This window comes from Bradyrhizobium sp. DN3 (assembly GCF_041357655.1).
Taxonomy (GTDB): domain Bacteria; phylum Pseudomonadota; class Alphaproteobacteria; order Rhizobiales; family Xanthobacteraceae; genus Bradyrhizobium.
This window is the reverse complement of the sequence record NZ_JAULLN010000012.1, coordinates 1-24,689: the sequence shown is the minus strand read 5'-3', so window position 1 is coordinate 24,689 and position 24,689 is coordinate 1. Positions and strand designations below refer to the sequence as shown.

19 protein-coding genes and 3 pseudogenes are annotated in these 24,689 nt (G+C 58.2%); 8 read left to right on the top strand and 14 right to left on the bottom strand.

The annotated features are described in order from the left end of the window. Window positions 1–224: 224 nt before the first annotated feature. The gene (locus tag AAE027_RS18910; RefSeq protein ID WP_370987150.1) at window positions 225–959 is read right to left on the bottom strand and encodes an aspartate/glutamate racemase family protein; all 735 of its coding nucleotides are present in this window, start codon (window positions 957–959) and stop codon (window positions 225–227) included. A 164-nt stretch (window positions 960–1,123) separates the two neighbouring features. Here AAE027_RS18910 and AAE027_RS18905 point away from each other — a divergent pair, with 164 nt between their 5' ends. Then, window positions 1,124–1,588: an Lrp/AsnC family transcriptional regulator gene (locus tag AAE027_RS18905; RefSeq protein WP_370987151.1), complete on the top strand. Its 465-nt coding sequence runs from the start codon at window positions 1,124–1,126 to the stop codon at window positions 1,586–1,588. Here the strand turns inward: AAE027_RS18905 and AAE027_RS18900 are convergent. From AAE027_RS18900 to AAE027_RS18890, 3 genes and pseudogenes are all read right to left on the bottom strand, one after another. Beyond that, the gene (locus AAE027_RS18900) at window positions 1,585–2,949 is read right to left on the bottom strand and encodes a prolyl oligopeptidase family serine peptidase (protein WP_370987195.1); all 1,365 of its coding nucleotides are present in this window, start codon (window positions 2,947–2,949) and stop codon (window positions 1,585–1,587) included. The two genes, AAE027_RS18905 and AAE027_RS18900, sit on opposite strands and share 4 nt — an antisense overlap. Before the next feature lie 138 nt (window positions 2,950–3,087). Beyond that, a pseudogene (locus AAE027_RS18895) lies at window positions 3,088–3,543 on the bottom strand (prolyl oligopeptidase family serine peptidase); the annotation flags it as partial. Between the two features lie 15 nt (window positions 3,544–3,558). Further along, window positions 3,559–3,702 carry a hypothetical protein gene (locus AAE027_RS18890; protein WP_370987152.1) on the bottom strand — a complete coding sequence of 48 codons (144 nt, stop codon included), beginning with the start codon at window positions 3,700–3,702 and terminating at the stop codon, window positions 3,559–3,561. 119 nt (window positions 3,703–3,821) lie between these two features. Between AAE027_RS18890 and AAE027_RS18885 the strand changes: the two genes are divergently transcribed. Then, window positions 3,822–4,181 (top strand): DUF6998 domain-containing protein, encoded by a 360-nt coding sequence (locus tag AAE027_RS18885; RefSeq protein WP_479714226.1) that lies wholly within the window; start codon window positions 3,822–3,824, stop codon window positions 4,179–4,181. Here the strand turns inward: AAE027_RS18885 and AAE027_RS18880 are convergent, their stop codons facing one another. Next, the gene (locus AAE027_RS18880) at window positions 4,182–4,469 is read right to left on the bottom strand and encodes a hypothetical protein (protein ID WP_370987153.1); all 288 of its coding nucleotides are present in this window, start codon (window positions 4,467–4,469) and stop codon (window positions 4,182–4,184) included. It lies immediately after the preceding gene. Window positions 4,470–4,788: 319 nt separating this feature from the next. Further along, window positions 4,789–5,003, bottom strand: a pseudogene (locus tag AAE027_RS18875) (transposase); the annotation flags it as partial. A 134-nt stretch (window positions 5,004–5,137) separates the two neighbouring features. Here AAE027_RS18875 and AAE027_RS18870 point away from each other — a divergent pair. Together AAE027_RS18870 and AAE027_RS18865 are read left to right on the top strand one after the other, a co-directional pair. Continuing rightward, a complete protein-coding gene (locus AAE027_RS18870) occupies window positions 5,138–6,670 on the top strand; it encodes a S10 family peptidase (protein ID WP_370987154.1) in 1,533 nt (510 codons plus the stop codon). Window positions 6,671–6,840: 170 nt separating this feature from the next. Continuing rightward, complete coding sequence (locus AAE027_RS18865; RefSeq protein WP_370987155.1) at window positions 6,841–8,025, top strand: TlpA family protein disulfide reductase; 1,185 nt, start codon at window positions 6,841–6,843, stop codon at window positions 8,023–8,025. A 282-nt stretch (window positions 8,026–8,307) separates the two neighbouring features. On the opposite strand, the pseudogene AAE027_RS18860 reads toward AAE027_RS18865, so the two are convergent. The 4 genes and pseudogenes from AAE027_RS18860 to AAE027_RS18845 all read right to left on the bottom strand — a co-directional run. Then, window positions 8,308–8,754, bottom strand: a pseudogene (locus AAE027_RS18860) (glutamine synthetase); the annotation flags it as partial. Further along, the gene (locus AAE027_RS18855; RefSeq protein ID WP_479714233.1) at window positions 8,676–9,056 is read right to left on the bottom strand and encodes an autotransporter outer membrane beta-barrel domain-containing protein; all 381 of its coding nucleotides are present in this window, start codon (window positions 9,054–9,056) and stop codon (window positions 8,676–8,678) included. The pseudogene AAE027_RS18860 and the gene AAE027_RS18855, both read right to left, overlap by 79 nt. Window positions 9,057–9,141: 85 nt before the next feature. Then, window positions 9,142–9,618 (bottom strand): hypothetical protein, encoded by a 477-nt coding sequence (locus tag AAE027_RS18850; RefSeq protein ID WP_370987157.1) that lies wholly within the window; start codon window positions 9,616–9,618, stop codon window positions 9,142–9,144. Beyond that, window positions 9,575–10,078 (bottom strand): hypothetical protein, encoded by a 504-nt coding sequence (locus AAE027_RS18845; RefSeq protein WP_370987158.1) that lies wholly within the window; start codon window positions 10,076–10,078, stop codon window positions 9,575–9,577. The genes AAE027_RS18850 and AAE027_RS18845 overlap by 44 nt, the downstream gene beginning before the upstream one ends. A 623-nt stretch (window positions 10,079–10,701) precedes the next feature. Between AAE027_RS18845 and AAE027_RS18840 the strand changes: the two genes are divergently transcribed. Continuing rightward, window positions 10,702–12,405, top strand: coding sequence for an outer membrane beta-barrel protein (locus tag AAE027_RS18840; RefSeq protein WP_370987159.1), 1,704 nt, complete (start codon window positions 10,702–10,704; stop codon window positions 12,403–12,405). A gap of 1,346 nt (window positions 12,406–13,751) precedes the next feature. On the opposite strand, the gene AAE027_RS18835 is transcribed toward AAE027_RS18840, so the two are convergent. The 3 genes from AAE027_RS18835 to AAE027_RS18825 form a co-directional block, all read right to left on the bottom strand. Next, a complete protein-coding gene (locus AAE027_RS18835) occupies window positions 13,752–13,958 on the bottom strand; it encodes a cold-shock protein (RefSeq protein WP_208753010.1) in 207 nt (68 codons plus the stop codon). Between the two features lie 756 nt (window positions 13,959–14,714). Then, complete coding sequence (locus AAE027_RS18830) at window positions 14,715–17,012, bottom strand: prolyl oligopeptidase family serine peptidase (RefSeq protein WP_370987160.1); 2,298 nt, start codon at window positions 17,010–17,012, stop codon at window positions 14,715–14,717. Window positions 17,013–17,862: 850 nt separating this feature from the next. After that, window positions 17,863–19,725, bottom strand: a complete 1,863-nt coding sequence (locus AAE027_RS18825; RefSeq protein ID WP_370987161.1) for an alpha,alpha-trehalose-phosphate synthase (UDP-forming) — start codon at window positions 19,723–19,725, stop codon at window positions 17,863–17,865. Between the two features lie 562 nt (window positions 19,726–20,287). Between AAE027_RS18825 and AAE027_RS18820 the strand changes: the two genes are divergently transcribed. From AAE027_RS18820 to AAE027_RS18810, 3 genes are all read left to right on the top strand, one after another. Then, a complete protein-coding gene (locus AAE027_RS18820; RefSeq protein WP_370987162.1) occupies window positions 20,288–20,764 on the top strand; it encodes an Lrp/AsnC family transcriptional regulator in 477 nt (158 codons plus the stop codon). Window positions 20,765–21,145: 381 nt separating this feature from the next. Beyond that, on the top strand, window positions 21,146–21,982 hold the full coding sequence (locus AAE027_RS18815) for a Crp/Fnr family transcriptional regulator (protein ID WP_370987163.1): 837 nt from the start codon (window positions 21,146–21,148) through the stop codon (window positions 21,980–21,982). A 1,061-nt stretch (window positions 21,983–23,043) separates the two neighbouring features. After that, complete coding sequence (locus AAE027_RS18810) at window positions 23,044–23,274, top strand: hypothetical protein (RefSeq protein ID WP_370987164.1); 231 nt, start codon at window positions 23,044–23,046, stop codon at window positions 23,272–23,274. A 1,035-nt stretch (window positions 23,275–24,309) separates the two neighbouring features. Here the strand turns inward: AAE027_RS18810 and AAE027_RS18805 are convergent. Next, a partial coding sequence (locus tag AAE027_RS18805; protein WP_370987165.1) for a LuxR family transcriptional regulator occupies window positions 24,310–24,689 on the bottom strand: 380 nt, incomplete at its 5' end.

Genomic DNA, 24,689 nt, shown 5'->3' with positions numbered 1-24,689 from the left:
CCGCAACCACGACGTCCATGGCAGCGCTCACTAAAGTTCACTCCTCGGAGACCGATGCTTGAAGGTCGAACGCGATCGACCATCGCTTGATTTTGTGACAAGTTGACAATTGCCCTTCCTGCGCTACCGCGCTGCGCGACATGGCCAGGTACAGCGGCGTTGAGACCCCGGCTCAGGCCGAGGTCAGCACCGAGGACGAGATAAAGTGCCGAACGGCGAGGCGATCATCGCCGCGCGTTTATGGAGACGGCACCAAGTGACAGCTTACCCTCAGCGAAATCAGCTGCCGCCCTGGCGTGCAGCCTTGCCGAATCGAACACCAGAAATTCTGTATGTTCGGGCCCGATGAGAAGACCAATCTCCGTGCAGCCGAGGATGAGCGCGTCGGCGCCCCGTGCACGACCGCGCGCGATGATGTCAATAAATTCCTGGCGCGACTGATCAGAGATAACTCCGCAGCACAGCTCATCGAAGATGACATCGTGGATCCGAATCCGTTCGTTCTCCGCCGGTATGACAGCTGAAAGGCCAAAACGCTGCCGCAGGCGATCGCAATAGAATGGCTGCTCCATCGTATAGCGCGTCGCGAGCAACAGTGGTCTCTTGAAGGAAGCGGCGAGAAGAGCCGCAGCGGTCACATCGACGATGTGGATGAGTGGCACACCCAGCTCGGCAGCAACAATGTCGGCAATCACATGCATCGTATTGGTGCAGATCAGGATGCAGCTGGCGCCCGCCTCGACCAACTGCCGGGCTATCCTCGTTAGATAAGCAGCGGCTTGCCTCCAATCTCCTGCCTTCTGAAGGGTGACGATATACCCGAAGTCAACCGAGCGTAGCAAGATGTCTGCCGAGGCGAGACCGCCGCGGCGCTGACGGACGATTTCGTTGATTTCCTTGTAATAGATGGCTGTGCTTTCCCAGCTCATCCCTCCGATCAGCCCAATCGTCCGCTGCATTTTGAGATCTCCACTTCATGCGAAGGCGACACAGCTTACCGCGCCTTCGGCGGCAAATCTCGGCGTCGTTTGGCGCAATCGCTCTGGAAAGTGCAAATCAAAGGCCTTATCTCGGCGATAGCAAAAACTCTTCTCACCCGAGCTCCGAAGCCGGCTGAAACGACATGGCGTTGGACGATCGCGACCTGAAGATTCTCGACAAGTTGCAGCTCGACGCAGCAATTCCCGTCACAGCGCTTGCTGAATCGGCCAATCTTTCGGTGTCCGCTTGTTGGCGGCGCATCAAGCACATGGAGGACAGTGGCCTGATCTGCCGGCGCGTCGCCCTGGTTGACAGACGCAAAGCCAACGTGCCGATGACTGTGTTCATGGGTGTACGCACGTCGCGTCATTCGATGGCGTGGCTCGAGGACTTCCGCCGCGCCATTGCAGACATTCCGGAAATCGTCGAAGCCTATCGCTTGACCGGCGAAACCGATTATCTGCTCCGCCTCGTGGTGCCAGGGGTCGAGGTCTATGACGCGGTCTACAAGAAGCTGATCACCCGCCTGGACTTTGCTGATGTCAGCTCGTTCATTAGCATGGAAGAGCTGAAGTTTACGACCACGGTACCGTTGACCTATGTTTAGGGTGCGCCTCCCGGTGGCTCGGGGCAAAGCCGCCTGGATGCATATGTGTATTCCAGAGCCAGCTGGCGCGCATGTTCGACGAGATTGGCGGCGGCGCGGTGTCCCCCATCGATGTTCTCAAAGTAAAAATAAGGCTGGCCCAGCGCAGCGAGCTTCGCGGCGGCCTTGCGGCCGTGCGCAGGATGCACGCGATCATCCTTGGTGGAGGTAAAAATGAAAGGCTCCGGGTAGGCCTTGCCCGGAACCAGCTTTTGGTAGGGCGAGTAGTCTTCGATCCACTCTCGTTGTTCGGGAATGGCCGGGTCGCCATACTCGGCGGTCCAGGACGCGCCCGCCCCTAACTGGGTGAATCGAAGCATGTCGAACAGCGGCACTCCTATGATCGCCGCGTTGAAAAGCTCGGGGCGCTGGGTCATTGCAGTGCCAACCAGCAGGCCCCCTTGGCTGCCGCCGATCACGCCGAGCCGGCGCGGACTTGTAACTTTCCGACGGATCAGATCGTCGGCGACCGCGATGAAATCATCCCATGTGCTTTGCTTCGTTGCTTGCTGGCCCGCCCGGTGCCATGCTGGACCGAACTCGCCGCCTCCGCGCAGATTGGCAACAACGTATGCATTGCCCTGTTCGAGCCATAGTCGACCTAAAGCTCCGTCATAGGAGGGGAGAAGCGGAACCTGAAACCCGCCATAACCATAGAGAAGCGTCGGGGTCGAGCCGTCAAATTTTGCGCTCTTGGGCCGCACCAGGAAGTACGGAATCCGCGTGCCATCGCGCGAAGTCGCCTCAAGCTGCTCCACGACATGCTTCGATGCGTCGAACGTCGCAGGTGCCGTCTTCAAGAGCTCGAGCCGTTTGCTTTCGGCATCAAAGTACCAAAGCGACGTTGGCGTGAGATAATCAGAGACGGTAAACGTCATTTCATCCGTTTGCGCGGAAGTGTCTGATAGGCTTACGGTCGCATTCTCCGGCAGCGGGACTGGTGTGGCATGCCAGGCACCTTGATCGTACCTGTAGACGAACGCCTTGCTTTGAAGGTTATCGAGAATCGTCAGGACCAGGAAATTCCTGGTGCGGCCAAATCCGCGGAGTGCCTGCCGCGAGTTGGGCTGGAAAACGACTGAGGGTTTCGCACGCAGCGGATCTTGCTTCCATTCGGCCAAATCATACGAGATCATTGAGCCGGCCTTGAAGCTGGTATCGCCGGAGCGGATCCAGTCTTCGTCCAGTTTCACAAGCAGGCGGCCACTCGCGATGCCAACGATCGAGGCCTTCTTCGGCAGATCGAGCTCGATCGGCCCGGCGGGCCCGAACAGTACATACTGCCGCTCGAAGGCGTTGATCCGACGGGTGACGCCGGTCATCCGCCGTTCATCAAACACCAATGGCAGGATTTGGAGGTCGGTGCGCTGGCCGCGAAAAACTTCGCGCGCCTGATCGAGCGGCTGAGCGCGCTTGAGCTCCTTCAACACGAACGGGTAGCCGGCCTCGGTCGTGGTCCCCTCGCCCCAATCACGTGCAACAAGGACAGTGTCACGGTCAATCCAGCTGACGCTCTGCTTGCCCTCGGGCAGTTGGAATCCACCTGCAACAAAGCTTTTGGCTTCGCTGTCGAACTCGCGTATGGACACGGCGTCCTTGCCACCGTCGGAGAGTTTGACGAGGCAGCGCTGCCCAAGGCAGCTGCGCCCCTTGTAGACCCAGTTCTTGTTCTCGGCGAGAGCGAGCGCGTCAATGTCCAGGATGGTCTCCCATCGGGGATTCTTGCCGCGGCAGCTCTCAAGCGTGGTGCGCCGCCAGATGCCGCGCACATGGCTCTCGTCTTGCCAGAAATTTTCAAGACCTTGACCTTTCAGCGAAACGGACGGAATCTGGTCTTTGGCCTGGAGGATCGTCAGCGCGTCCCGGTAAAAGCGATCGTAGCGAGGATCCGACTGCAGCGAGCCGAGCGTCCTTTCGTTCTCGGCCTGTGCCTAGGCCAATGCGCGCGGCCCCTCGACCTCCTCGAGCCAGAGGAACGGATCGTCCGTCGGCGTCGCACCAGACTGCCCGTGGAGCAGCGCGACCGTAAGACATATCATCGAGAGCAACGCGGCGCGCAGAAGAGACTTTTTCATTTGGCTTATCCTCGGACAAGGCACGCAGGCCGAGCCCGCAAGTTCTTGCGAGTGGGCGAAAGTAGCGAAATTCGTGTTGCGATCGTGCACGCTGTGTCGCGCCGCCCGCAGCTCGACCTGTGCAAGCAGCATGCCGCCGACAAACAGCAGGTTTCTGCCGCATCGTGCCGCATCGCCATGCCAGCTTCCCGACATTGGCTCTAAAGCTGACAATCAGGTGTCCGCCGGGTGACGTTTCGGCATTAGACGGCCTCGCCTGCCCCTTGAGGCCGCCGGTTATCTATTCTAAGCCCCAGCATCTCATCGCGTTGCAACTTGTCGGCCGCAGAGAAGTAGTTGAGGTATTCAACGGCCCTGGCGAGATCGCCTGGAAGTGCGCGAGCGTCAAGCCTTCAAAGAACGGTCAGCATTCGACGGCGATGGGACGACTGCGGGCTCTCGATGTTGAGCTCGCTAGTCACGAACGGGCGCGCTATTGATCAGATTGGATCTTCACCAATATCTCCCCGCGACGATTTCGGAGCCTCCAAGATTGAGGTCATGCAGACTCGCTTGAACGAACTCCAAGACCTTTTGTTCGCTGCATTGGCGCTTTCGCCATCCTTGAATATCATCACAGCGACACCGACGCCTTCACCGCCATCCAGCACATAGTACGATCTGAATCCATGCGATTCACTTAAGATCTGCCCGATGCCGCTTTTCGCGGGGCGGGCGGCATCCGCAACCGAACGAACCTTGGCGTACTTGCGAATGACCATGTTCATTGAAGCACCACGCGTCTCATTTCTATCTTACACATATTAGGTGGACGCTGGACTAGGTCCTAGTTCCATGACCGGGCATGCTGCGGCTTGGCTATCCAAGCGTGACGGACCCAACATCCAAACTGGACTTGCCGGATCTGGGTGCTTGATCTCCTATGCCGGAAGCACGTCGTCATTGGATTGTCCTACGCATCGATCCTGCGTGCGAGCCGCACCGCGCGCGGTAGGCTTATGACGGTCACCTTGCTCGCGCCAAAGGGAGCAGCGCTATATGCATCTTCTGCGAGGTGATATTCCAAATCTTCATTACGGTTCAGACTCAATTGATCCAATAGGTGACGATGGCGGCGAGGTGTACACGGCAGCCAAGAAGTCTCTCGCAAGTTTGTCGTAGCGAGTTGCAACGCGCCGGAAATCCTTGAGCCGGCAAAAGCAGCCCTCGATAACATTGCGCCCTCTGTAGGCGCGTTTGCTGAAGCTGTGGAGGGGCACTCTGTTAGATTTGTTTGGAATGACGGGTTTCGCACCGTGATTGATAGGGCACTCGGCAATGGTGATGACTACTGGATCTAGTAGCTTTGTTGTTCCCCGGTCGGAGCTAATGGTTAGAGCCGCTTTGACGGACACGCCTCGCGCAGCAAAGTGCGCGCCGGGACAGGAGAAACTCGATGCAGTTGATCGCGTCGTGCCGCACCTCTCTTGCGCTGATCCTGTTTGCCTGCGGGTTAATGGAGAGCGCGCGGGCCGCAGATCCGCCTCCGCCCACCCAGGTCACGACGCCGGCCGGCCAGAAGGGTGGCGCTGGCCAAACACCGGGTATGCTGTCGCCGAGCGAGCAGCATCGCCTGCCGCCGGACTCCAGTACTAGGCACACGCTTGAGCTCCCTGGGCGAACGCTTTCTTTTGTCGCGACCGCCGGCTCCATCCGCCTGTTCGACGACAAGGGCGAGCCACAGGCCGACATCGTCTATACCTCCTATCAACTCGACGGCACCGATCGCGGCACGCGCCCGGTAACATTCTTCTTCAATGGCGGACCGGGCTCATCATCGGCCTGGCTGCAGCTTGGCAATGCCGGACCGTGGCGGCTGCCGATCAATGCTGACGAGGTCACGCCATCGACATTTCCGGAAGTGAGGCCAAACGCGGAAACTTGGCTCGATTTTACCGATCTGGTGTTTCTCGACCCCGTAGGCACCGGCTACAGCCGTTTCGTGGCGACCGGCGATGATGTGCGCAAGCGGCTCTATTCCGTTGAGGGCGACGTCAACTCGCTCGCTCTGGTGGTCCGCCGCTGGCTCGAAAAGCATGACCGGCTGTTGTCGCCGAAGTACATCGCGGGTGAAAGCTATGGCGGCATTCGCGGGCCAAAGGTTGTCCGCCAATTGCAGCTGCGGCAGGGCATAGGCGTCAAGGGCCTGATCATGGTCTCGCCACTGTTCGACTACAGTGCCCACAGGAGCTTGCTGCAATACGTCGCAAGGCTGCCAAGCTATGTTGCGACCCGGCGTGAAGCCGAGGGTCCGGTAAACCGAGCCGATCTCGCCGACGTGGAAGCTTATGCACGCGGCGAGTTTCTGGTCGATCTCATCAAAGGCCAGGCCGACAAGGAAGCGACCACGCGTCTGGCCGACAAGTCCGCGGCGCTGACTGGCATCGACCAGGCGGTCAGCCGCAGGCTCGCCGGGCGTTTCGAACTCCCCGAGTTCCGCCGTGAATTCGACCGTAAGAACGGCAAGTTAATCGGCAATTATGACGCCTCGGTGCGTGGCCTCGATCCATATCCTGAGTCCGATTTCCACCTTTCCGGCGATCCCTCGAGCGATACGCTGTTGGCACCTCTGACCAGCGCCACTGTCGATCTGCTTGCGCGCAAGCTTAACTGGCGGCCGGACGGGTCCTATGAGCTCCTCAATGACACGGTCGGGCGGGCCTGGGATTTCGGCCGCAGCCCTCCGGAGTCACTTTCGGAGCTGCGCCAGATCCTGGCGACGGACCGGAACATGAAATTGCTGGTCGCGCACGGCCTGTTTGACCTCGTCACGCCGTATTTCGGATCACAGATCGTGCTCGATCAATTGCCGCCATTTGCCTCCGCACCGCGTGTCAAACTCGTCGTCTTTCCGGGGGGCCACATGTTCTATTCACGAGAGGCCTCGCGCCGGGCTTTTCGTGCAGAAGCCGAAGCGATGATGAAGTAATTCGATCACGAGCCTGGTCACAAGCAAGCTCGCGTTCACCCGAACGTACAGCGCTGGCACAGCGCTTGCTGATGCCCAGCTGAATGGCAAAGTGGATGTCTGCGAGCCACGCACGGCGTGCTGTCATTCCAACCCGGGTGACCTGATGGCTCGTCTGCAGAAGAGCGAGGATGGTGTACGAAATGATAGTAGCTTTGGCAGCGCTGCCGCAGGCCACCGCCGCGCTTACAATCGGTTCCCCGGCTCCTGCGCTCGCGGTTGAGAGCTGGGTGCGCGGACGGCCGCTAGCGAAGTTTGAACCTGGCAGAGTCTACATCGTCGAGTTCTTTGCGACCTGGTGTGGGCCGTGTGCGAAGGCGATGTCAGGCCTGGTGCAGCTACAAGAGAAATACCGGGATCGTGCGGTTGATGTGGTCGGCGTAGCAGCTGCAGAAAGAGGCCCAACCGCTGATGCGGCTAAAGCGAGGTTGGAAAAATGGTTGAACGCAAAGGTCCCCAACCTGAACTACAGGATCGCGCTCAACGATAGTGGAGAAATGAACAAGCTCTGGCTGAAGCCGAGCACCTCTCCCACCATACCTGTCTCTTTTGTGATCGATCGTGACGGTCTAATCGCGATGATAGATCACCCGTCGCGCCTCGATGATCTCTTGCCCAAGATTCTCGAAGGCACGTGGCGGGATAGCAACGAAGCTGAGCTCGAAGAAAGGCGCCGGATCACTCAAAATGAACAGGTTGCGCGCAGATTTGCAATGCTGGACGAACTCACGTCAGCCATGAAGGCCGAGAATTGGGCTGGTGCGCTTTCGATCATCGAGCAGGCTCTTCGTGCAATGCCTGACGACATCACCTTACGCACGCAACAGGTGGATGTTCTGCTTCATAAAATGCATGACGTTCAAGGGATCTCGGTCATGCGCAAACTGGTTCGGGATGCGATCGACAGAAATTCGGAACTTTGGATGGCGTACGCAATCCGCGAACTCTTTGATCCATCTAAGGATAACTCCGACTTTCCATCGGCCGAGCGCCTCGCTATCGGGAAAGACTTGTCGGAGCGTGTCCTCAAGCTCAACCCTCCCGCCGGTAGCGGTTTGAAAATAAACTCGTATGAGGCGGTCGCTCAGTATTATTACGCAATCGGCAACAAGGAGCGCGCTATCGAATTGGTGGAGCTGTCGCTGAGGTCGCTCGGCATCGAAGTGGACTGGAAGGAGCATGCGGCGTCGCGATTGGTTCAAGCGCTGGCCAACTACAAGAGTGAGAGGGTATGCTATGGCCGATTTTGTGCAAGTCCAGAACAAGCGGTTACTGAGGCTGATCGGCGGGGTAGCAGTACCGATGGAGCGCCATGACGCGGGACCATGACGACGCGACGGTCTACCCCTCCCGCCGGCCTTGTCGGAGGCAGATTTTCAGATTGCGTCGTTCTGCAGTCGACGGAGCGGAAAGTGACTTCATCTGTGTCTCCCGAGTTGGTCAACACAGGGATTGTCTCGTGCTGCTGAGCCGGAGCTGATTGGACTTCGACGCAGTGAGCCGCTCTCGACGTGACGAAGTATCGTTCCTGAAGCAAATGCTTACGGGAGTTGCGCTCCGAAGAAGCCCGATCAAACCGGTAATGGATTCTCCGTTACTCAGTAGACCTGCTCATACAGGCTGCAGATCTCCTGTTGGGTCTTGCCTCTACGAACGCAATCTCTGCCTTCTTGTGCTTTGCATAGGTCTCGGTGAAGCCGGGCGGGAACCATTCGATTACGGGTTGATTTGCCAACAAGGGATCGAGAGCTTCGGGCAACGACGTCGGCAGCCTGCAGTATCCACGCTGTGCCAGAACCGATGGATCAAGAAGTGAGAGGTCCTCGGTGGTTGCATCAGATGGCAGTTCTTCTTCAATACCCTGCACCCCCGCGTGTACGATAGCGGCGAGTTGCAGCTGCGGGCTCGCTGGTGGCGTCGGCAGCGCGGATTTCACAATTGAACTGGGCCGCTTTGGAAATATCACTCAGATCGGAAACGGGCCAGATCCAAACTGAAGCCTCGCGGTCGCGCAAGCCGAGATTATTGAAGGCCTCGCTCCAGCGAAGCTGCCTGTTGACGGTGGAATGTAGTCCCCAAAGGCATTGCGCCAGCCAAGGTCGGTTCGTGCTGTCGAGGTTACGTGCCCAAGCTGAAGGTTGTTAGTGGTGCGGATGCCGACGGTAGAGAGAGTCGTTTCCATTGTGTCGGTGCGAATATCAAGGGTCGCTCCGCTCCATCCCTTCTCGCTAAAACCGTCCGTTTTGCTCCGAACATCGGCGAGATTGGCATAGGGCTCGATCAAGGAATGGTCGCTGACGTGAGCCTTGTAACCCAGCTCTAACGAAGATCTGGAAGGTGCGTGCATCGTAATCGGAGCCAACGTTGTACCTTCGATATTCGCGTCGTACACCTCATGATGGGCGGTAAAAAAACGAGCTGCCGCCCAACAATTACAATGACAGATTGTTGCGTCCGACGATATTGCCATCATAGCGAAATGCAAAGCTTGGGTCTGGCTGCCCTGTAGAGTGGCCACTCGCATCGGGTGTCATACCGAACGTCAACTTTGTTAGCCGCGGGCGCACCTTCCCATCAACCTGGGCGTAATCTGAACGGACGTGCCCTGACAGCACCGCCCCACGCATCACGTTGACCTGGCCCACATAAGCGTTGTTCGACATGTACATCGCCGCATAGTTGCCAGCCAGACGTCCGGTCAGGTCGAACGTGCTGACCAGCGGACCATTGATTTCATCGAGGATTGGGGCCGGTTCATTGCCCGCGGTGTGAATGTACAAGCCACGGTACTCGACGCGATTCCCTAACGCGTTGTTGCCGAAATCGAAGCTTGCGGCGATGCCATGGTTGGCGACAGCCTGCACGTCACCACGCTGGGTGAATATGTGATTCTTGCCGTAGATGAACATGACCGCGCGCCCATTGGCACCGTCCGCATCGACGCGAGTCCCGGGCAGGATTGCTATTGAATTGTTTCCGCCGTCGACACGGATGCCGGCGCCCCCGACGCCGCGTGAAAGCAGGTCGGCGCGCTGAACCACCGTACTGCCATAACACGTGCAATCCCAGTTCGAGCGTGGCCGTGTTGTCGGTATTCGGAAGGCAGGCGGTACGACCGGCGTTGCGGCTGAAGAAGGGGTTGTCGTTCACCAGATTCTGGCCGCTGCCGTACAGTGAGTAGCCGAAGAAATTGCGCCGATCGATGGTGCAGCCGAGGTCCTTAAGCGCGGCGAGCTCCGCCTCCATCAGATTGGTGTAGTTCCGGTATTTCTGATGGCTCATCAAACCGTTTTTGAGCTCGATATGCGACATGCCCGTCGTCCATCGCAGCGGAATACCTGGCATGGCACCGGCCAGCACTTCGCTCACATTGCCTCCCACGAAATAGCCTTGATCGCGTCGCAGGTCGAAAACGTCGGCAGCTGGCGGGTTCGGGCATTCCTGGGAACAATAAACCGCCTGCCCCGGCTGAGCCGGCCACGTACAAAAACTCACTACGGCAAAGCCGAAAGCGGATTGCCATTTACTGCAAGGGAATTTGCGGTAAGCCGCAAGACGCAGATGCCGAGCGCTTCCTGCTGGTGGGCCGCATCTTCGTGAAACGGAAGCATACGCGCAGGAAATCCGTCCTCGTGAAACTGGACTACAGCCGGCGGGCCAAACCGATTTTGACGTCGCCTGTGTATCTCTTCCGATCCAAGCCTGCCGAGTAGTGGCTGCGACCGTGTTTCTCGTTCGCACGCTTCGATTGTCAGCCTTGAGACCAGTGTCAGGAAGCTGACGCGAGACACTCTTACGAAACTTCTGCGAATGTACGAATTCAGTTCGGCACGCGGTTTGCTTCGTTCGGGACATCATCACCAATCGTCGTGCGGTGATCTTCGGGATGGCTCTGGCGCGCGTTACCGCGTGTCTGGTCTGCTCCGACGATTTGTCGTGCGGCGATACTTAAGGAGCCGGGTCGTGAACTGGGAAGTGCAGGGCAAACTTTGATGCGATCGAGAATTATTTTTTGTGGTGCGACAACAATTGCGCTCGTCGCAAGCAGCGCGGCCAAGCCGGCGGACCTTGAGCCACAACTTAAACTGCCACAGGCCGTGTGGAACTGGTCTGGAGGCTATATTGGCGGGCATGCTGGCGGTGGGTACGGCCGAACCTCCTTCAGCAATCCGCACGGCCCATCAATATATGGCGGCATCGTCGATACCCCGGCGTTCCTTGCAGGTGGCCAGATTGGTTACAACTGGCAGAACAACAGCTGGGTGTTTGGCATCGAGCTGGATGCCAGCGCAGCTGTTGCCGACGGCACAAACACCTGCCTCGCCGCCTCCGGCTTCGTTGTAAGCGCAAACTGCAAGGCAGGTCCGAGCCTCTTTGCCACCGGTACCGGTCGCGTTGGTTACGCCTTTGGCGCGCTCGGGCACACGCTGGCCTATCTCAAGGCAGGCCTAGCCTGGCAAAACAATCGGGGCGACGTCGTCAACAACTTTGAAGGCGGCGACTTGCCACAGGAGAAAACCCATTTCGACTATGGTCGGGTCGGTGGCATCATCGGGCTGGGCGTCGAGCAAGCCCTAACGCCTGCATGGTCGGTGAACGTCGAATATGACTATCTGCATTTTGGCGGGCCGAGTGTCGCGACGGCTTCGACAGTGCAGTTTCCGCCGTTTGCAATTCTGCCGGCGAACACAACCAACCTGTCCAGCAACTACCACATCGGAAAGATTGGTCTGAACTACCACTTCGGTGCGGACCTTGGGGCCGCACAATGGTCCGATGCGCCGCTGTATGCGAAATCAGCCGGCAGCGTACGATCCATTTCCTACGCGCCCGGCTGGTCCTTCGAAGGCGGCTCGCGGCTCTGGCTGAGCCGGGGACGATTCCAATGGGATCACAGCGCAGCACGGTATGGTGGGGTTGAAGACCCCAGCATGCTCATATCGAGGCTCACTTATCATGGACTGGACGGATTTTCCGGGGAGTTATTCGGCCGTGTTGACAGTCCCTGGGGAGTGTTCCTGAAGAGCAATCTGGGTATCGGGGGCTTCAACAAAGGGAAGTCGAATGATGAAGACTGGTTGCCCCACAAGGAACGGTCCTACCAGAACACCCTTTCAGATGAGTCAAACGGAAAGTTCACATATTACACGGCCGATGTCGGATACGATTTCTTGCGCGGCACGAACTACAAGGTCGGTGGATTTCTAGGCTGGACCTATTACGGCCAGAGCTCGGATTCGACCGGTTGCGTTGAGTTCGCTAATCCGCGGAATCGATGTCTAAAACCGGGTGACAACAGGATTGTTGGCAGCGAGGATACGCAATGGAATGCGCCCCGGATCGGCCTGAGCGCCGAAACCATGCTGACCGAGCGTTGGCGTTTGAGCGCCGACGTCGCCTACCTGCCATGGACCGATTTCAAGGGGCGTGACTATCATCTCTTGCGCCCCAAGACCACCTTTGACGAGCAACGCGGCAATGGTGGTGGCGGAGTCCAGATTGAGGGCGTGTTGTCCTACTTCCTCACCGAGAACATCAGCGTCGGGGTCGGTGGCCGCTATTGGGCCATGTGGACCAAAAAGGACAGCGACTCTTTGTGCAGCAGCAGCGGCTGCGTCGGTGACCCGCGCATTTTTGCGAAGTATAGTATGGAGCGCTGGGGTACGTTCTTCCAGGCCTCCTATAAGTTCGATTGAAGGGTCCACCAAAAGCCAAGCTCCAGATTCCTCTCGACCCATCCGAAGTCGGCTCGCGAGTAAAGACATCGGCGCCAGAATTGGCGCCGATGCCATTGGTATGGCAGGACCGAGCCTTTATGTAGCACCTACTGCATGCTGGAGATCCATCTTGATCAACAGCATGAGCACGCGAGCGCAACAGCGCCTGCGCTCGGCCCAAAGACCATCGCGACGGACAACGGAATACTCGTCAATCTGTCGATCAACGGCGCGTCATTGCACGAGGAGCTATGGTGGGCTGATCGAGGATCTCCGCAATGTGCTGGATGATCACGGGCCGATCCTCCTGCGTCGGAAGGCCAGTCGTCAGCGGATAGACGGTGTGAGTCCCGAGCGTTGCGATGGATGCCCCTAGCATACCACTAGGAGGCCACGCTCCAACTCCGATCCGCGGATCGAGCCGCTAGACTTGTCGCGCTGGCCGTTCTTTGAGGCTGCCGCTGTCCGTTAAGATGAATATCCAACGCGCAAGCGCATCCCGAAAAATACACCATCGGGATCGCCGTCCGGTGGTTCATCCCTGAGATCACGAAAGTCGGATGGGCGACCTCTGTACCGGCAGATCAGCGCGTTCATCAGGATCTCCACGGCGCGTCGACTTCGGCAACGGAAGCCCGCCCGGCAGGCTGGCGGGCCAGCACTTTCAGGACGGTCAGCTGGAAGGAGACTTGCCGCCGATCGGCCGTGTGTGCAGTTCCCGTGCAGTGGATCAAGGTCAGGAGCGCATCGTCAACAACATGGCGCCGTTAAGCTCAACTATATTGGCTAACCCCAAGCGCCGGCGCCCTGGGATTTGACCTCGCCGCGCCGCATCAAGCCAATGCGGCTTTGTTTACACCGGCCCTCGAAGGCTCACGGCATCAGCGTAGCAGAAATAGACCTGCAGCCGCAGCGCAGCCGGCAAGTATGTCCATAACGGACGAACCCGATTGTGCGAGCACCTTCATGAGCTACATGCATCACGCCCGGACAGGGGAGCACCAGCCCGTGCATTATTAGCTGCGACGAGCCGTGCGGCGTGCACTTCCCGGCGTGTTGGTCACGAGCGTACGTTCGGACCGTTCGTGGCCCGCTCGCAGGAATATCTTGCCACGCCCACATTGCGACCGGGCGGGCAACTCCTGTGACTCTGGCGGCGTGATCGGTCGACGGGTTCAGAAGTTCAAGACCGTCATGCGGTTTGCGAGACAGCCTCATGGCTGGAAGAGACGGTCGAAAGGCCAAACGGAGCGCGCGTGACAAGGCATCGCCGGACAGGTGTGAGAACACGCTTTGCAGAGAGCAGTTGCCGGAGACTAGTCGGATCAGCCAACCCGGAGATCCTCAGCTGACATCTTGCCCGAACGCCCGGCCTTGGGCTGATAACTTACCCGGGCCCCCTCTTCGAGTGTGGTGTAACCGGCCTTTTCGACGGCACTGATGTGCACGAAGACATCGGGACCTCCGTCCTCAGGCCTGATGAACCCATAACCTTTGGTCGAATTGAACCACTTCACAATACCCATTGCCACGGCGGCATCTCCATAGTGAACCGTTGTGATCTAGCGAAGAGTCTCCCGTCTATCAAGACGGGCGGCAAGCGACGCCCGACGTCGCTGCGCAGGTCACGTGCTCGTTTTTTTGTCGCGTGACTCTAGCTGCCGCGACATTGTGCAAACGATAGAAAGCGCCCTGTCGTCGACGGCACTTCGGTTCAAGGCTTCAAGATCCGCGTGACGTTTTGACCTTCGCTTCACTCGTCGCGCGCTACCGGCTTACAGAAGAGTTGCAGAGCCTCGAAACGCCGCGCTCATCCCAAGCCGAGCTAGAGCGGATGGGTTTGATCGACGTTGAACAACAGGGCGGCGGTGAACTCCTTCGCGCAGCCTGGAGCAGGATCATCAATCCGCGGCATGCCTGCATTGAAGATACGTGACATGCTTTCTCAAGCACGAAGACACTCGCAGGGCTGCGCTTTAGCTGTTCGCTTTTGCATGTCAGCCGCACGCCGGGCCATGTCGGACGAACAGGGGTCTGCCGAGACAATCATCAAGGAAGCGCATCTGGCAACTTACCGCCCGCTCGTCATCTTGTGTTTGGGAAGAGGAAACCCGCTCGCCACCGGTGGAGGCTGTTCAAACCGGTACCGCATCTGACGAGCTTCGCGCCCGCCGGCGGCTCGTCAGCTCTCTCGCCTTGGGTTCGATGAAATCAGCTGAGCAACGTGAAGACGTTGAGATAACCAACGGTCTCGATTGTATCTGCTTCGATCAGCCCGTCCACCGAATTTACTCAGAACAAAGCCGCCTCGATGCATAGGTGTATTCAAGGGCCAGTTGACGCGCATATTCCATGAGATTGGCCGCGGCGCTGTGTCCCCCGTCGATGTTCTCGTAATAGAAGTAAGGCTGGCCCAGCGCGGCAAGCTTTGCTGCAGCCTTGCGGCCGTGCGCTGGATGCACGCGGTCGTCCTTGGTGGAGGTAAGAATTAAGGGAACGGGATAGGTCTTGCCCGCCACCAACTTCTGGTAGGGCGAGTAGCCTTCGATCCACGCACGCTGCTCGGCAATGGCGGGGTCACCGTACTCGCCGATCCAGGAGGCGCCCGCGCCCAGTTTGGTGTATCGAAGCATGTCAAACAGCGGCACCTGGATGATCGCCGCGTTGAAGAGTTCGGGACGTTGGGTGATTGCGGCGCCAACGAGCAGGCCGCCCTGGCTGCCGCCAATTGCGCCTAGCCGGCGCGGACTTGTGATCTTCCGGCGGATCAGGTCCTCGGCAACGGCAATGAAATCATCCCACGTCGTCTGCTTCGTTGCCGCCCGGGCCGCTTGATGCCATTGTGGACCAAACTCGCCGCCCCCGCGCAGGTTTGCAACGACATAGGCATTGCCTTGTTCAAGCCAGAGCCGCCCCACCGGTCCCAGATAAGAGGGCAGAAGCGGAATCTGGAAGCCGCCATAGCCATAGAGAAGCGTCGGGATTGCGCCGTCAAACCTTGCGTTCTTCGGTCGCACCAGGAAGTAAGGAATTGACGTGCCATCACGCGAAGTGGCTTCGAGCTGCTCTACGACATGATTGGACGCATCGAAGGCAGTAGGTGTCGTCTTCAATTCCTCAAGGCTTTTGGTTTTGGCATCAAAATACCAGACTGACGTTGGTCTGAGATAGCTCGATACGGTGAACATGGCCTGGTCCGCTTCATCGGAGGCGGCTGACAGGCTGACATTTGTATGTTCCGGCAGTGGGATCGGCGTCGCCGACCACGCTTCCTGATCGTACTTATAAACGAACGCTTTGCTCTGAACGTTGTCAAGCATCGTCAAGATCAACAAATTCTTTGTGGCGCCTAACTCGCTCAGGGCCTGGCGGGGCCCAGGTTGGAAGACAAGCGAGGCTTTGGCGCGCAGTGGATCCTGTTTCCATTGGGCCAGGTCATACGAAATCAGCGATCCGGCGGCGAAGCTGATATCGCCGGGCGGCGTCCAGTCTTCATCAAGCTTCACAAGCAGGCGACTACCCACTAGTCCTCTCATCGCGGCCTTCTTCGGCAGATTGAGCTTGACGGGCCCATCGGGGCGGAAGACCACATACTCGTACTCGAAAGAGTTGATCACGCGGGTCGCGCCGGTCGCATGAATATGACCCTCCCTGTCACGAAGCACGAAGGGGTGCGTCTGAACGTCGGTGGGTTCGCCACGAAAGATCTCGCGAGCCTCACTCAGTGGCCGAGCGCGTTTGAGCTCCTTCACCACAAAGGGGTAGCCGGCTTGCGTCAAAGTCCCCTCGCCCCAGTCCCGTGCAACAAGGAGTGTGTCACCATCGACCCAGCTGACGTACTGCTTGCCCTCTGGGAGATAAAAGCCGTCCGGCACGAAGGTCTTGGCGTCGCGGTCGAACTCTCGTATGGACGCGGCATCCTTGCCGCCATCGGAAAGGCTAATCAGGCAGAGGCGTTCTTCAGGCGGAAGGCAGCGGCCACCGTGAAAAACCCAATTCCTGTTCTCGGCGACAGCCAGCGCGTCGATATCGAGGATGGTCTCCCATTGCGGGTCCTGGCTGCGATAGCTCTCAAGCGTAGTGCGCCGCCAGATGCCGCGCACCTGGTGATCATCTTGCCAGAAATTTTCCAGTCCGCGCCGTCCCAATGAAACATATGCGATCCGATCCTTGGCCTGCAGGATGGAGAGCGCCTGTTCGTAGAAGAGCCGATAGCGAGGATCTGACTGGAGCACCCCGAGCGTCTTCTCGTTCTCGGCGCGAGCCCAAGCCACTGCGCCGGGCCCTTCGATGTCCTCGAGCCAAAGGAACGGGTCATCAGTGGCGGCTCCAGCCGTTTGCTCCTGTGAAAGCGCCGTGGAGGTGGCGCGGGCAGTCGAAGGCCGCGCGGCGGAGCGGGGTGACGTGTTCATGGACTTTCTCCCGAAGAGGTCGAAGGGCTGCGCTCGCAGGCCTGGCGCGTCAAGCACAAGCGGCGGAAAGCACGCAAGCGCATGACATAGCGCTTGCGCTATCTCGCGGCCACTCATTGCAAACTGCGTGCCGGCTAAAGTCGCAAGTTTCAGCCGCTCCGGCTGCAGCACCATGTCCGCTTCCCGACACTGGTTGCCAAGCAGACACCGACAGCGTGTGGCCGGATAGTCCGTCAGACGGCACCGGTTTTTCGATTTCAGCGGCCAAGAACGGAATGCGCGCCCGCCTCCAATCGCAACGCTTTTCGAGCGAGTTCATTTGGCAGACTTGTCGACGGGGGTCGTCATGATAAAGAGCAGCGCGTTTTTCAGAGGATTGCACTCAAGACGATGAGGGCAGAAGCACTGACTACGGCTCTAAGTAGCAACGCGTCTTAAGGTCGAGCCCCTAGCCAAACGGGTCCAAGCGCCGGGTCAGGTTCTATCTTTCGATAAGATGACGAAACGAAGCTGTCATCAGTAGTTCTTATGGTCGCTAGGGTCAGGCTCAAATGATCCTGAATCTACCGGCGGCAACGGGCGCTCGAGCCCGTGGTCCTTCATCGAAGGCGTACCACGCGACGGACGAAGGGGCGAGATGTCGATCGAGAATGCCCGCTGCTGGCGGAGCAGCTTGGCAGGCGCGAGGCGAGTGCGAGCCATGCTGCTCTGTTTTAACGGTGCTGTTGCGGCCCTCCATTGCAACAGGCAGCCGCCACTTTCCGGCGCGGAACGACCAACAGTTCGCTGATGCCGACGCCACTTGCAGAAGCGTCGTTTACGGGTACGGAACAACGCGTTGGCGGCACACCTCCCGTTCCATTATGGATCACTCGCGTGATACCTTGATGCAGCTCGTTCAACATTCCCGGTCATCATCCAGGCTTGCGCAACCTGCAAGAACCGCGTCAGCGTTAAAGATCTGGATTGTTGCTCTGTGCTGCTGCAGAACAGCGTAATCTGCCGTGCTGCGCTCCTCGTCTGCTCAGTCCTCCCCGGCACCGGGCTCTTCTTCGGGACGACCGCTGAGCGAAGCTGTGGGTATCGGCAGATCCCAGAGTCTGCCCTGTGTGTGCATCAGTCGGGCCTCTAGCGCGTCATAGGCCTTCTTCTCGTCTGCATAGGCAGCCTCCTTCAGGGCGACATCCGCGGGGTCGATCTCGTTATAGGTGGCCAGCGCCTCGGCATGGTTCCGGTACAGCGGCATCGAAGCCACGTTGGTCCAGCCGCGACCGAGAATAAGGCACTGATCAGCCGGAACGGTGACACGGCTTTTGTCCAGCTCCCGGACGTAGTCCGCCGACCAGTCGTGGATGGTATAGGATTCAATCTTATCCATCATCGACCGCCAGCGCTTGACGCGCTCCTCAAGCGGCATGTTGGCCGCTCTTGAAATAGCATCTGCGATTTCTTTGGGATCATTTGGATCCACCAGCAGCGCCTCGTCCTCGTTGAAGTCTTCAGCCGCCCCCGCAAACTTCGATAGTACCAGAACGCCGGGATCCTTCGGGTCTTGGGCAGCAACATATTCTTTCGCTACCAAATTCATGCCGTCCCGCAGCGGCGTGACCACACCTACATGTGCCTCGCGGTAGAGACGCGCGAGCGCAGCCTGGCTAAACGAGTCATTCGTGTAGTGGATCGGCCTCCACTCGTCGGTGCCATGCTCGTCATTGACGTGGTTGATCGCATTCTCCACGTCCTCCTTGTACTTCTGATACTCGTCGACGTCGGCGCGCGAGGACGGGGCGATCTGTAACAGCGAGATGCTCTGCGGCTCCTTCGTTAAAAGCTCATTGAACGCTTCGACCCGTTTATCGATGCCTTTCGTGTAGTCGAGCCGGTCTACGCCGATGGCAAACTTGGCGCCTTGGAAGTTTTGCAATAATGACGAGACTTTTTCTTCCTCTGCAGGAGAGAGGTCTGCCGCAAGATACGCTGCGAACTGCTCGGGATCGATACCGATTGGGAACTTTTGAAGTCGCGTCTGGCCACGTTCCGTGGTCACAACGCCATCCTTGCTCTCCAGCCCGAAATGGGTTCGCAGGCAGGCCAGGAAATTGTTCAGATCCCGGTTTGTCTGAAAGCCGAGCAGATCGTACTTCAGCATCGATTTCATCAGTTCGCGATGGTTGGGTACGCACTCTATCATGTCGCGCGTGGGCCATGGCGTATGGAGGAAAAAGCCGGTTGGCCGCTCAATGCCGAGATCATTCAGCTCGGCCCCAAGCGGGAGCAGATGATAATCATGCACCCAGAATGCGTCCCTATCTCGTACGTCGAAAGCCGCGCGCGCGATGAAGTCGTTGATCCTTCGATAGCTGCCATAATCCTCTTCCGAGCCCGACATCCGGTCCGGCAGGGAGTGCAATGCTGGCCACAGTGTTGAATTCGAATAACCTCGATAGTAGCCAGGATGGTCCGCGGCTGGCAGATCGAGCCTGGCGACGTGGCCTGCACCAGTCGGCACCAGTGGCAGGGGCCGCTCGATCCCGTCGCCGCGAGTCTCCGAAGAGCCTATCCAAACCGCGCCGGAACGTTCCACCACCGGCTCGAGAGCCGCGGCGAGCCCGCCGGTCTGGGGTTTATTGGGGTCGAAGGGTGCAACGCGGTTCGAAATGACGACAAGCCTCAGATCGGGTTGCTGGTTGACAGCATCAAGGCGATCCTCCACCTCGTCCGATACAGTAGGATCGGAAGGACCTGCACTAGCTTGTTGCTCTTGCGGTCTCTCGTCCAGGTGCTGGTCAAAGGCCGCTTGACCTATGGTTTCATCTTGCCCAGCGGCGGCTGATGTGCTGCCGGAGTCTAACGTTGCCGTATCGAGCGTGTCTTGGATTTGAACCATCTCGCAACTCCGTTTGACGATGTTTACGTTTGGTGCAGTCGCAGATCAGCCCCGAGATATCTCCACTCCGCCAGGATGGTAGGTCTAGCTTTCGAGAAGCTGACCGGGTCGAGCAAAATGGAATGAGCTGCGAGTCGGCTGTTATCGAGCTGGAGGACGAAGTCGACCCAAAGGTTCGCCTCTCAGAGGCAATACGGCGCTTTGGCGCGCGCTCGTCAGCGGGCGAGTAGCTGGCTAACCTCAATCAAGATACCGTTTCCGCACGAATTTATCACGCGGCACGGCTCGGCTGCGTTTCGGCTTCGCTTTGGTTCACATCTTTGTCGAAAACGAAGGCCCGGATCTTTCATCCGAAAGACCGGCTTTGCGGCTTCGCTCCCTGCCGCGCCGCAAAATGCCGACGGCACGGCCCCCTGATCCCTACTCTGATAGTGCTATGCGACAACACCCATCCAAGTTGGGCCTTTGTCACGGAAGATTTCCTCGTATTTTTCACCCTCGAGGATTTCCTGCGCGGAGTGGTCATCTCGCGGCGAAATTCGTCTAAGGCCGGGAGGTGGTTATGCAGTACGACCGGATAGATGCCCGCATTCTCGAGATCGTGCAAAAGAATAACCGTCTGACGTCAGATGTGATTGGCGAGATGGCCGGGCTTTCTCCTACCGCGTGCCAACGACGGTTGAAGAGACTCCGCTCGGAGGGCATCATCCAGGCCGACGTGTCGGTTGTATCGCCAAGGGCGGTCGGACGACCTATTCAAGTGCTTGCACTGGTAACCTTGGAGCGGGAAAGCGCCGATATCATCGATAGGTTTAAAAAAGCGATCAAATCATCAATCGACGTCGTCAACGGCTTTTACGTCACGGGCGACGCCGACTTCGTCCTGTATATCACCGCGCGGTCCATGGAGGAGTACGAGGAGTTCACGCTGCGCTTCTTCTACGAAAATCGCGACATCAAGGGCTTCAAGAGCATGGTCATATTGGATCGCGTAAAGGTTGGATTTGCTGTTCCGGTTGAGCTTCCCCCAGACGATTGATTGCATCGGTGCGGGTCTCGTCTCGCGCCCGCAATCGAGGTGTTGACCTGACCGTTCCACTCTCTGCTGGCTGCTCTCAATCAGGGATAGCAAGAAAAGACGCACGTAGAGCCCGGTCATACGGCAATGTCGTGGACGCAATCATCGTATTGCTAGCGACAAGGTGCAAAAGCAAGAATGTGGCGCCTTGAGTCCGAGCCGGCGCAAACGCCTTCATTCGCTTGGTTGAAAATCGTCAAAGACAGGCCCCTCAACGCGGGATTTGGGCGCCGTTATGTTACTCGTTGCATCAATCAAGATGAAGATGTTGCTATGGTCGTAATCACGTTCTCGTTACGGTCAGGCGCCGGCTAGCAAAGGCCTCCTGCCGGGAGAGGGACCATGACCGATCGCGTGCCCGCCGTCCTCCAAGTGCTTGACTGCTCTCAAGATAGAGCTCTCAAGCAGCTGCCCGGCACACGACCGGAGCCTCTGCGTTCTCTTCCGGTGCGTGCCGCGAAGCGGCCCTTTGTGAAAAACGTCATCTTGGCGCGTCTTTCTATCCAACAGCTTGCGGCATTAGGGGAGTGCCTCGATCCGGTCGTCTTGAAAGAACGGATGGTTCTGCAAGAGCCAAAAAGGCCGGTCGAGCACGTCTACTTTGTGGAGAGCGGCCTCGTCTCGCTCAGAGTCGTTGCCGCGGGCAGTATGCTCGAAACGGCAGTGATAGGCTACCGCGGCGCGGTCGGCACTTCTTTCTTGTGGGGAGGACATCTTTCAACCCATCAATCTGTCGTCGTCTTCCCCGGAGGCGCGCACAGAATTCGTGTCGAGGATCTTCGTCGGATCATGAAGGTGCATCCCGAGATCAGAGACCATCTGTTTGAGTACGTGCAAGCGCTGACATTTCAGTGCGTTCAGACAGGATTGTGCGGGGTTCGGCACCATCGTGAACAGCGCCTCGCGAGCTGGATTTGCCTTGCTAGTGAAGCTGTTGACGCCCGCGTGCTGCCAGTCACCCACGATTACCTTTCCTCGGTGCTGGGACTGCGCCGCGCCGGGGTGACCGAAACGTTGATCCGCTTCGAGGAGCAAGGGCTGATTCGCAAGATGCGGGGCGTCTTGCAGATCGATGAACACAAATTGCTCGAAGAGAAAGCATGCTGTTGCTACAAGCTCGTCTCAGCTGCCTATGCCTCCTCATCAGTCCGCGCTCTCGGCGAAGAACAGGCGAGCTAGCAACTCGCGACTGGCGTTTTGCGTCCTCTGGGTTCTTGTGGCGCGAAGTTGAGGCAATTCCCCCGGGAAAGGCCACACCGTCACGAATCAATCGTTCCCCTTGCGCCGTGTAGCTGGCGGTAGGTAACCGATCGTCCGCGATACCTAGGCCGATCAGCTTGCGGTTGTCGCAACGCTGACGCGTCATCGTTCAGCCGCGCGATGCGGCCCGGCGGTTAGCGGGCACGCTCCCACCACGGCCGCAGATTCAACCCGTGCACCGCCTTAATTGAGCAGAATTCCGGCTTCACACAGCGCTTCATGTGACGCGACATTTACCTCTCCTCGACCACGGTAACAAGCCGCGGATGTTGCGGAAAGTCACTGAACACTGTGCGAGGGAGCGCAGCGTGACACAATCATCGTTCGGCTACCACCCCGTTTGCGCCGCCGCGGATGCGGGACGGCGGCATTCCGTGAAGGACGCGAGTGACGGCAGTGGATCAGGAACGAGCGACCCGTCACCCCACCTGGCATACCAGAGTTGTCGTGATCAAGGACAGACGCTTGCCCGACGGCGTATCCTCGGGGCGGCCACTCTCCATCTCGCGCAGCGTTGCCGTCTGTATCAACTATACGCCGAAGGTGAACATCTTCCCTTCCGAAATCAATGAAGATCTGCAAACAGCCGGAGTGGTGAGGACGTATTAAAGCCCTTAAGCATCGACCGCATACTCTGACACCAAATCAACAGCGACACCCCGCAAGCACACACATGCTACTTTTCGCCGTTGGCGCGCTCGTACAGCGCATCCGCGCGGCCCCCTTTGTTCTCGTCAGAACTGATAGGAGAACTCCGTGCCCGTTTGAGCTATTCCTTCCAGGTTGATGAAGACTTGCCACCCAGCGAAGGCCACAGCCGATTGGCGGTCAATAGCCGAACTTTGCAGTCGCTGATGCTGGTTTCGAATGCTGCGATGTGAGTAGCACGACAAGTCGAAGTCGCTTTACGATCGCGAGCCGGAGCACCTCCGCTATGGATTGTTCCACATGAGTATGAGCTGTCATCTCACCGAAGGGGCATGGTGATCCAGGTCCTCGATTCCCGTGCAAGTGACTGCGCTTCGCCGATTGTTTTTGTCGGCAGAAATCGGGCCGGTAACTGGGTTGCACGCGAAAAACGTGGCGCGTTTGGCGGGCTTTTTATCAACCGCGCTGAAGCGCTGAAATACGCTCTCTTCAAGAACGGACGCCATCCAGAGAGCATCATCGAAGTGGCGCGTGAGATCGAGCTCGATATTCCCAGCCCGTGAAGTGCAGAACACGAAGGATTGACCACCCTTCTGCATCCGCTGCCCCATCGGAGCCGGGCACTCGCTAATCGATGTTCCTGAGCGTGCGCACTTCAACCTTCAATTAGACAGCCCACAGGCTTTCCGCTGCAGGTTCTGTCGGTCGACAATCATCGGCCAATCATTGCTTCGGCTCGATGAGCGTCACGTCATTATAAACGCGAACATTAGCCGTCCTGACTCGTTCCGTGCGACGACCTAAGATGAGAGAAGGACGCACCATCGTTCCATCTGGCACGCGTTTCATTACGCAAGCATAGCGCACGACTCAAAGAACTAGCCAGTTCATCTGCATCGGGCTATCTTGAGGTGGAATGCGTTCGCGGGCTTCACGCTATCTCATTCGCAGCGATACTCAGAAACACCCCGATCGCGGCGCCCCCGCAAACATATTCAGCTTTATGACTCGCATCCGCTAGATCATCGAAGAACGCAACTTCGCATTGGTGGTTCGCGAAAAGGAGTTCCTTAAGCTAGCTAAGCTTCGTGAGGATCGTCCGAACTTGGTTGAGCCCGCAGAGCGCTGGAGTATCGTTCAACGTCTACCAGCACCCACTTTTGGAAATGCGTTTACGAACTATCATTGCCGTCATCTCGTCCCCGGCCCACACCGTGCACGCCGCCTTTGCGATGACCACGACTTCAGTACCTAAGCCGCTACGATCACCACACTTCAATTTGCGACACGTATACGACCGCCGCGTCCGCAGCAAGGGGGGGAGGGAGCGATCACAACGTTGACATCGGGATCCAACCGGCCGTCGAGCTTTCAACAGCGCTATGCGCCGATGATGTCACCTCGCCTAGTGGTCCGCCGCGCCCCATAGTGACGATCGGCGACGAAATAAAGCACGCCCGTTCATAGCAACAGCGCCTGTATTATGGCTATACAGCTGCTGGCGCATAATTCGCTTCGCATTCTGCCGGAGCAACCCACAGTCGCCCCTTACATTTCGCTAGATCTGCATCAGCGGCAACGGAACCGCGGCCGTTATTTTAAATGAGACGCTGACGCCGCGCCTTGACGACGCACTGGGTACGGCTGGTCGTCTCCAGCTTTCGCATCGCATTCTTGACGTGAAAGTTGACGGTGTTCTCGCTCACTTTCAGGATGACTCCGATGGCCCAGGATGACTTCCCCTCCTCGACCCATCGCAAGCACTGTTTTTCCCGTTCCGACAGCACAACCTCTTGCACATCCGCCATGAGTTTTCTCCTGGAGCCGAGAGGACGTGGACCGAGATCAGCAAATGCCATACCAGTCAGTGGCACGCACTGGGTACGGCTGGTCGTTTCCAGCTTTCGCATCGCATTCTTGACATGAAAGTTGACGGTGTTCTCGCTCACTTTCAGGATGACTCCGATGGCCCAGGATG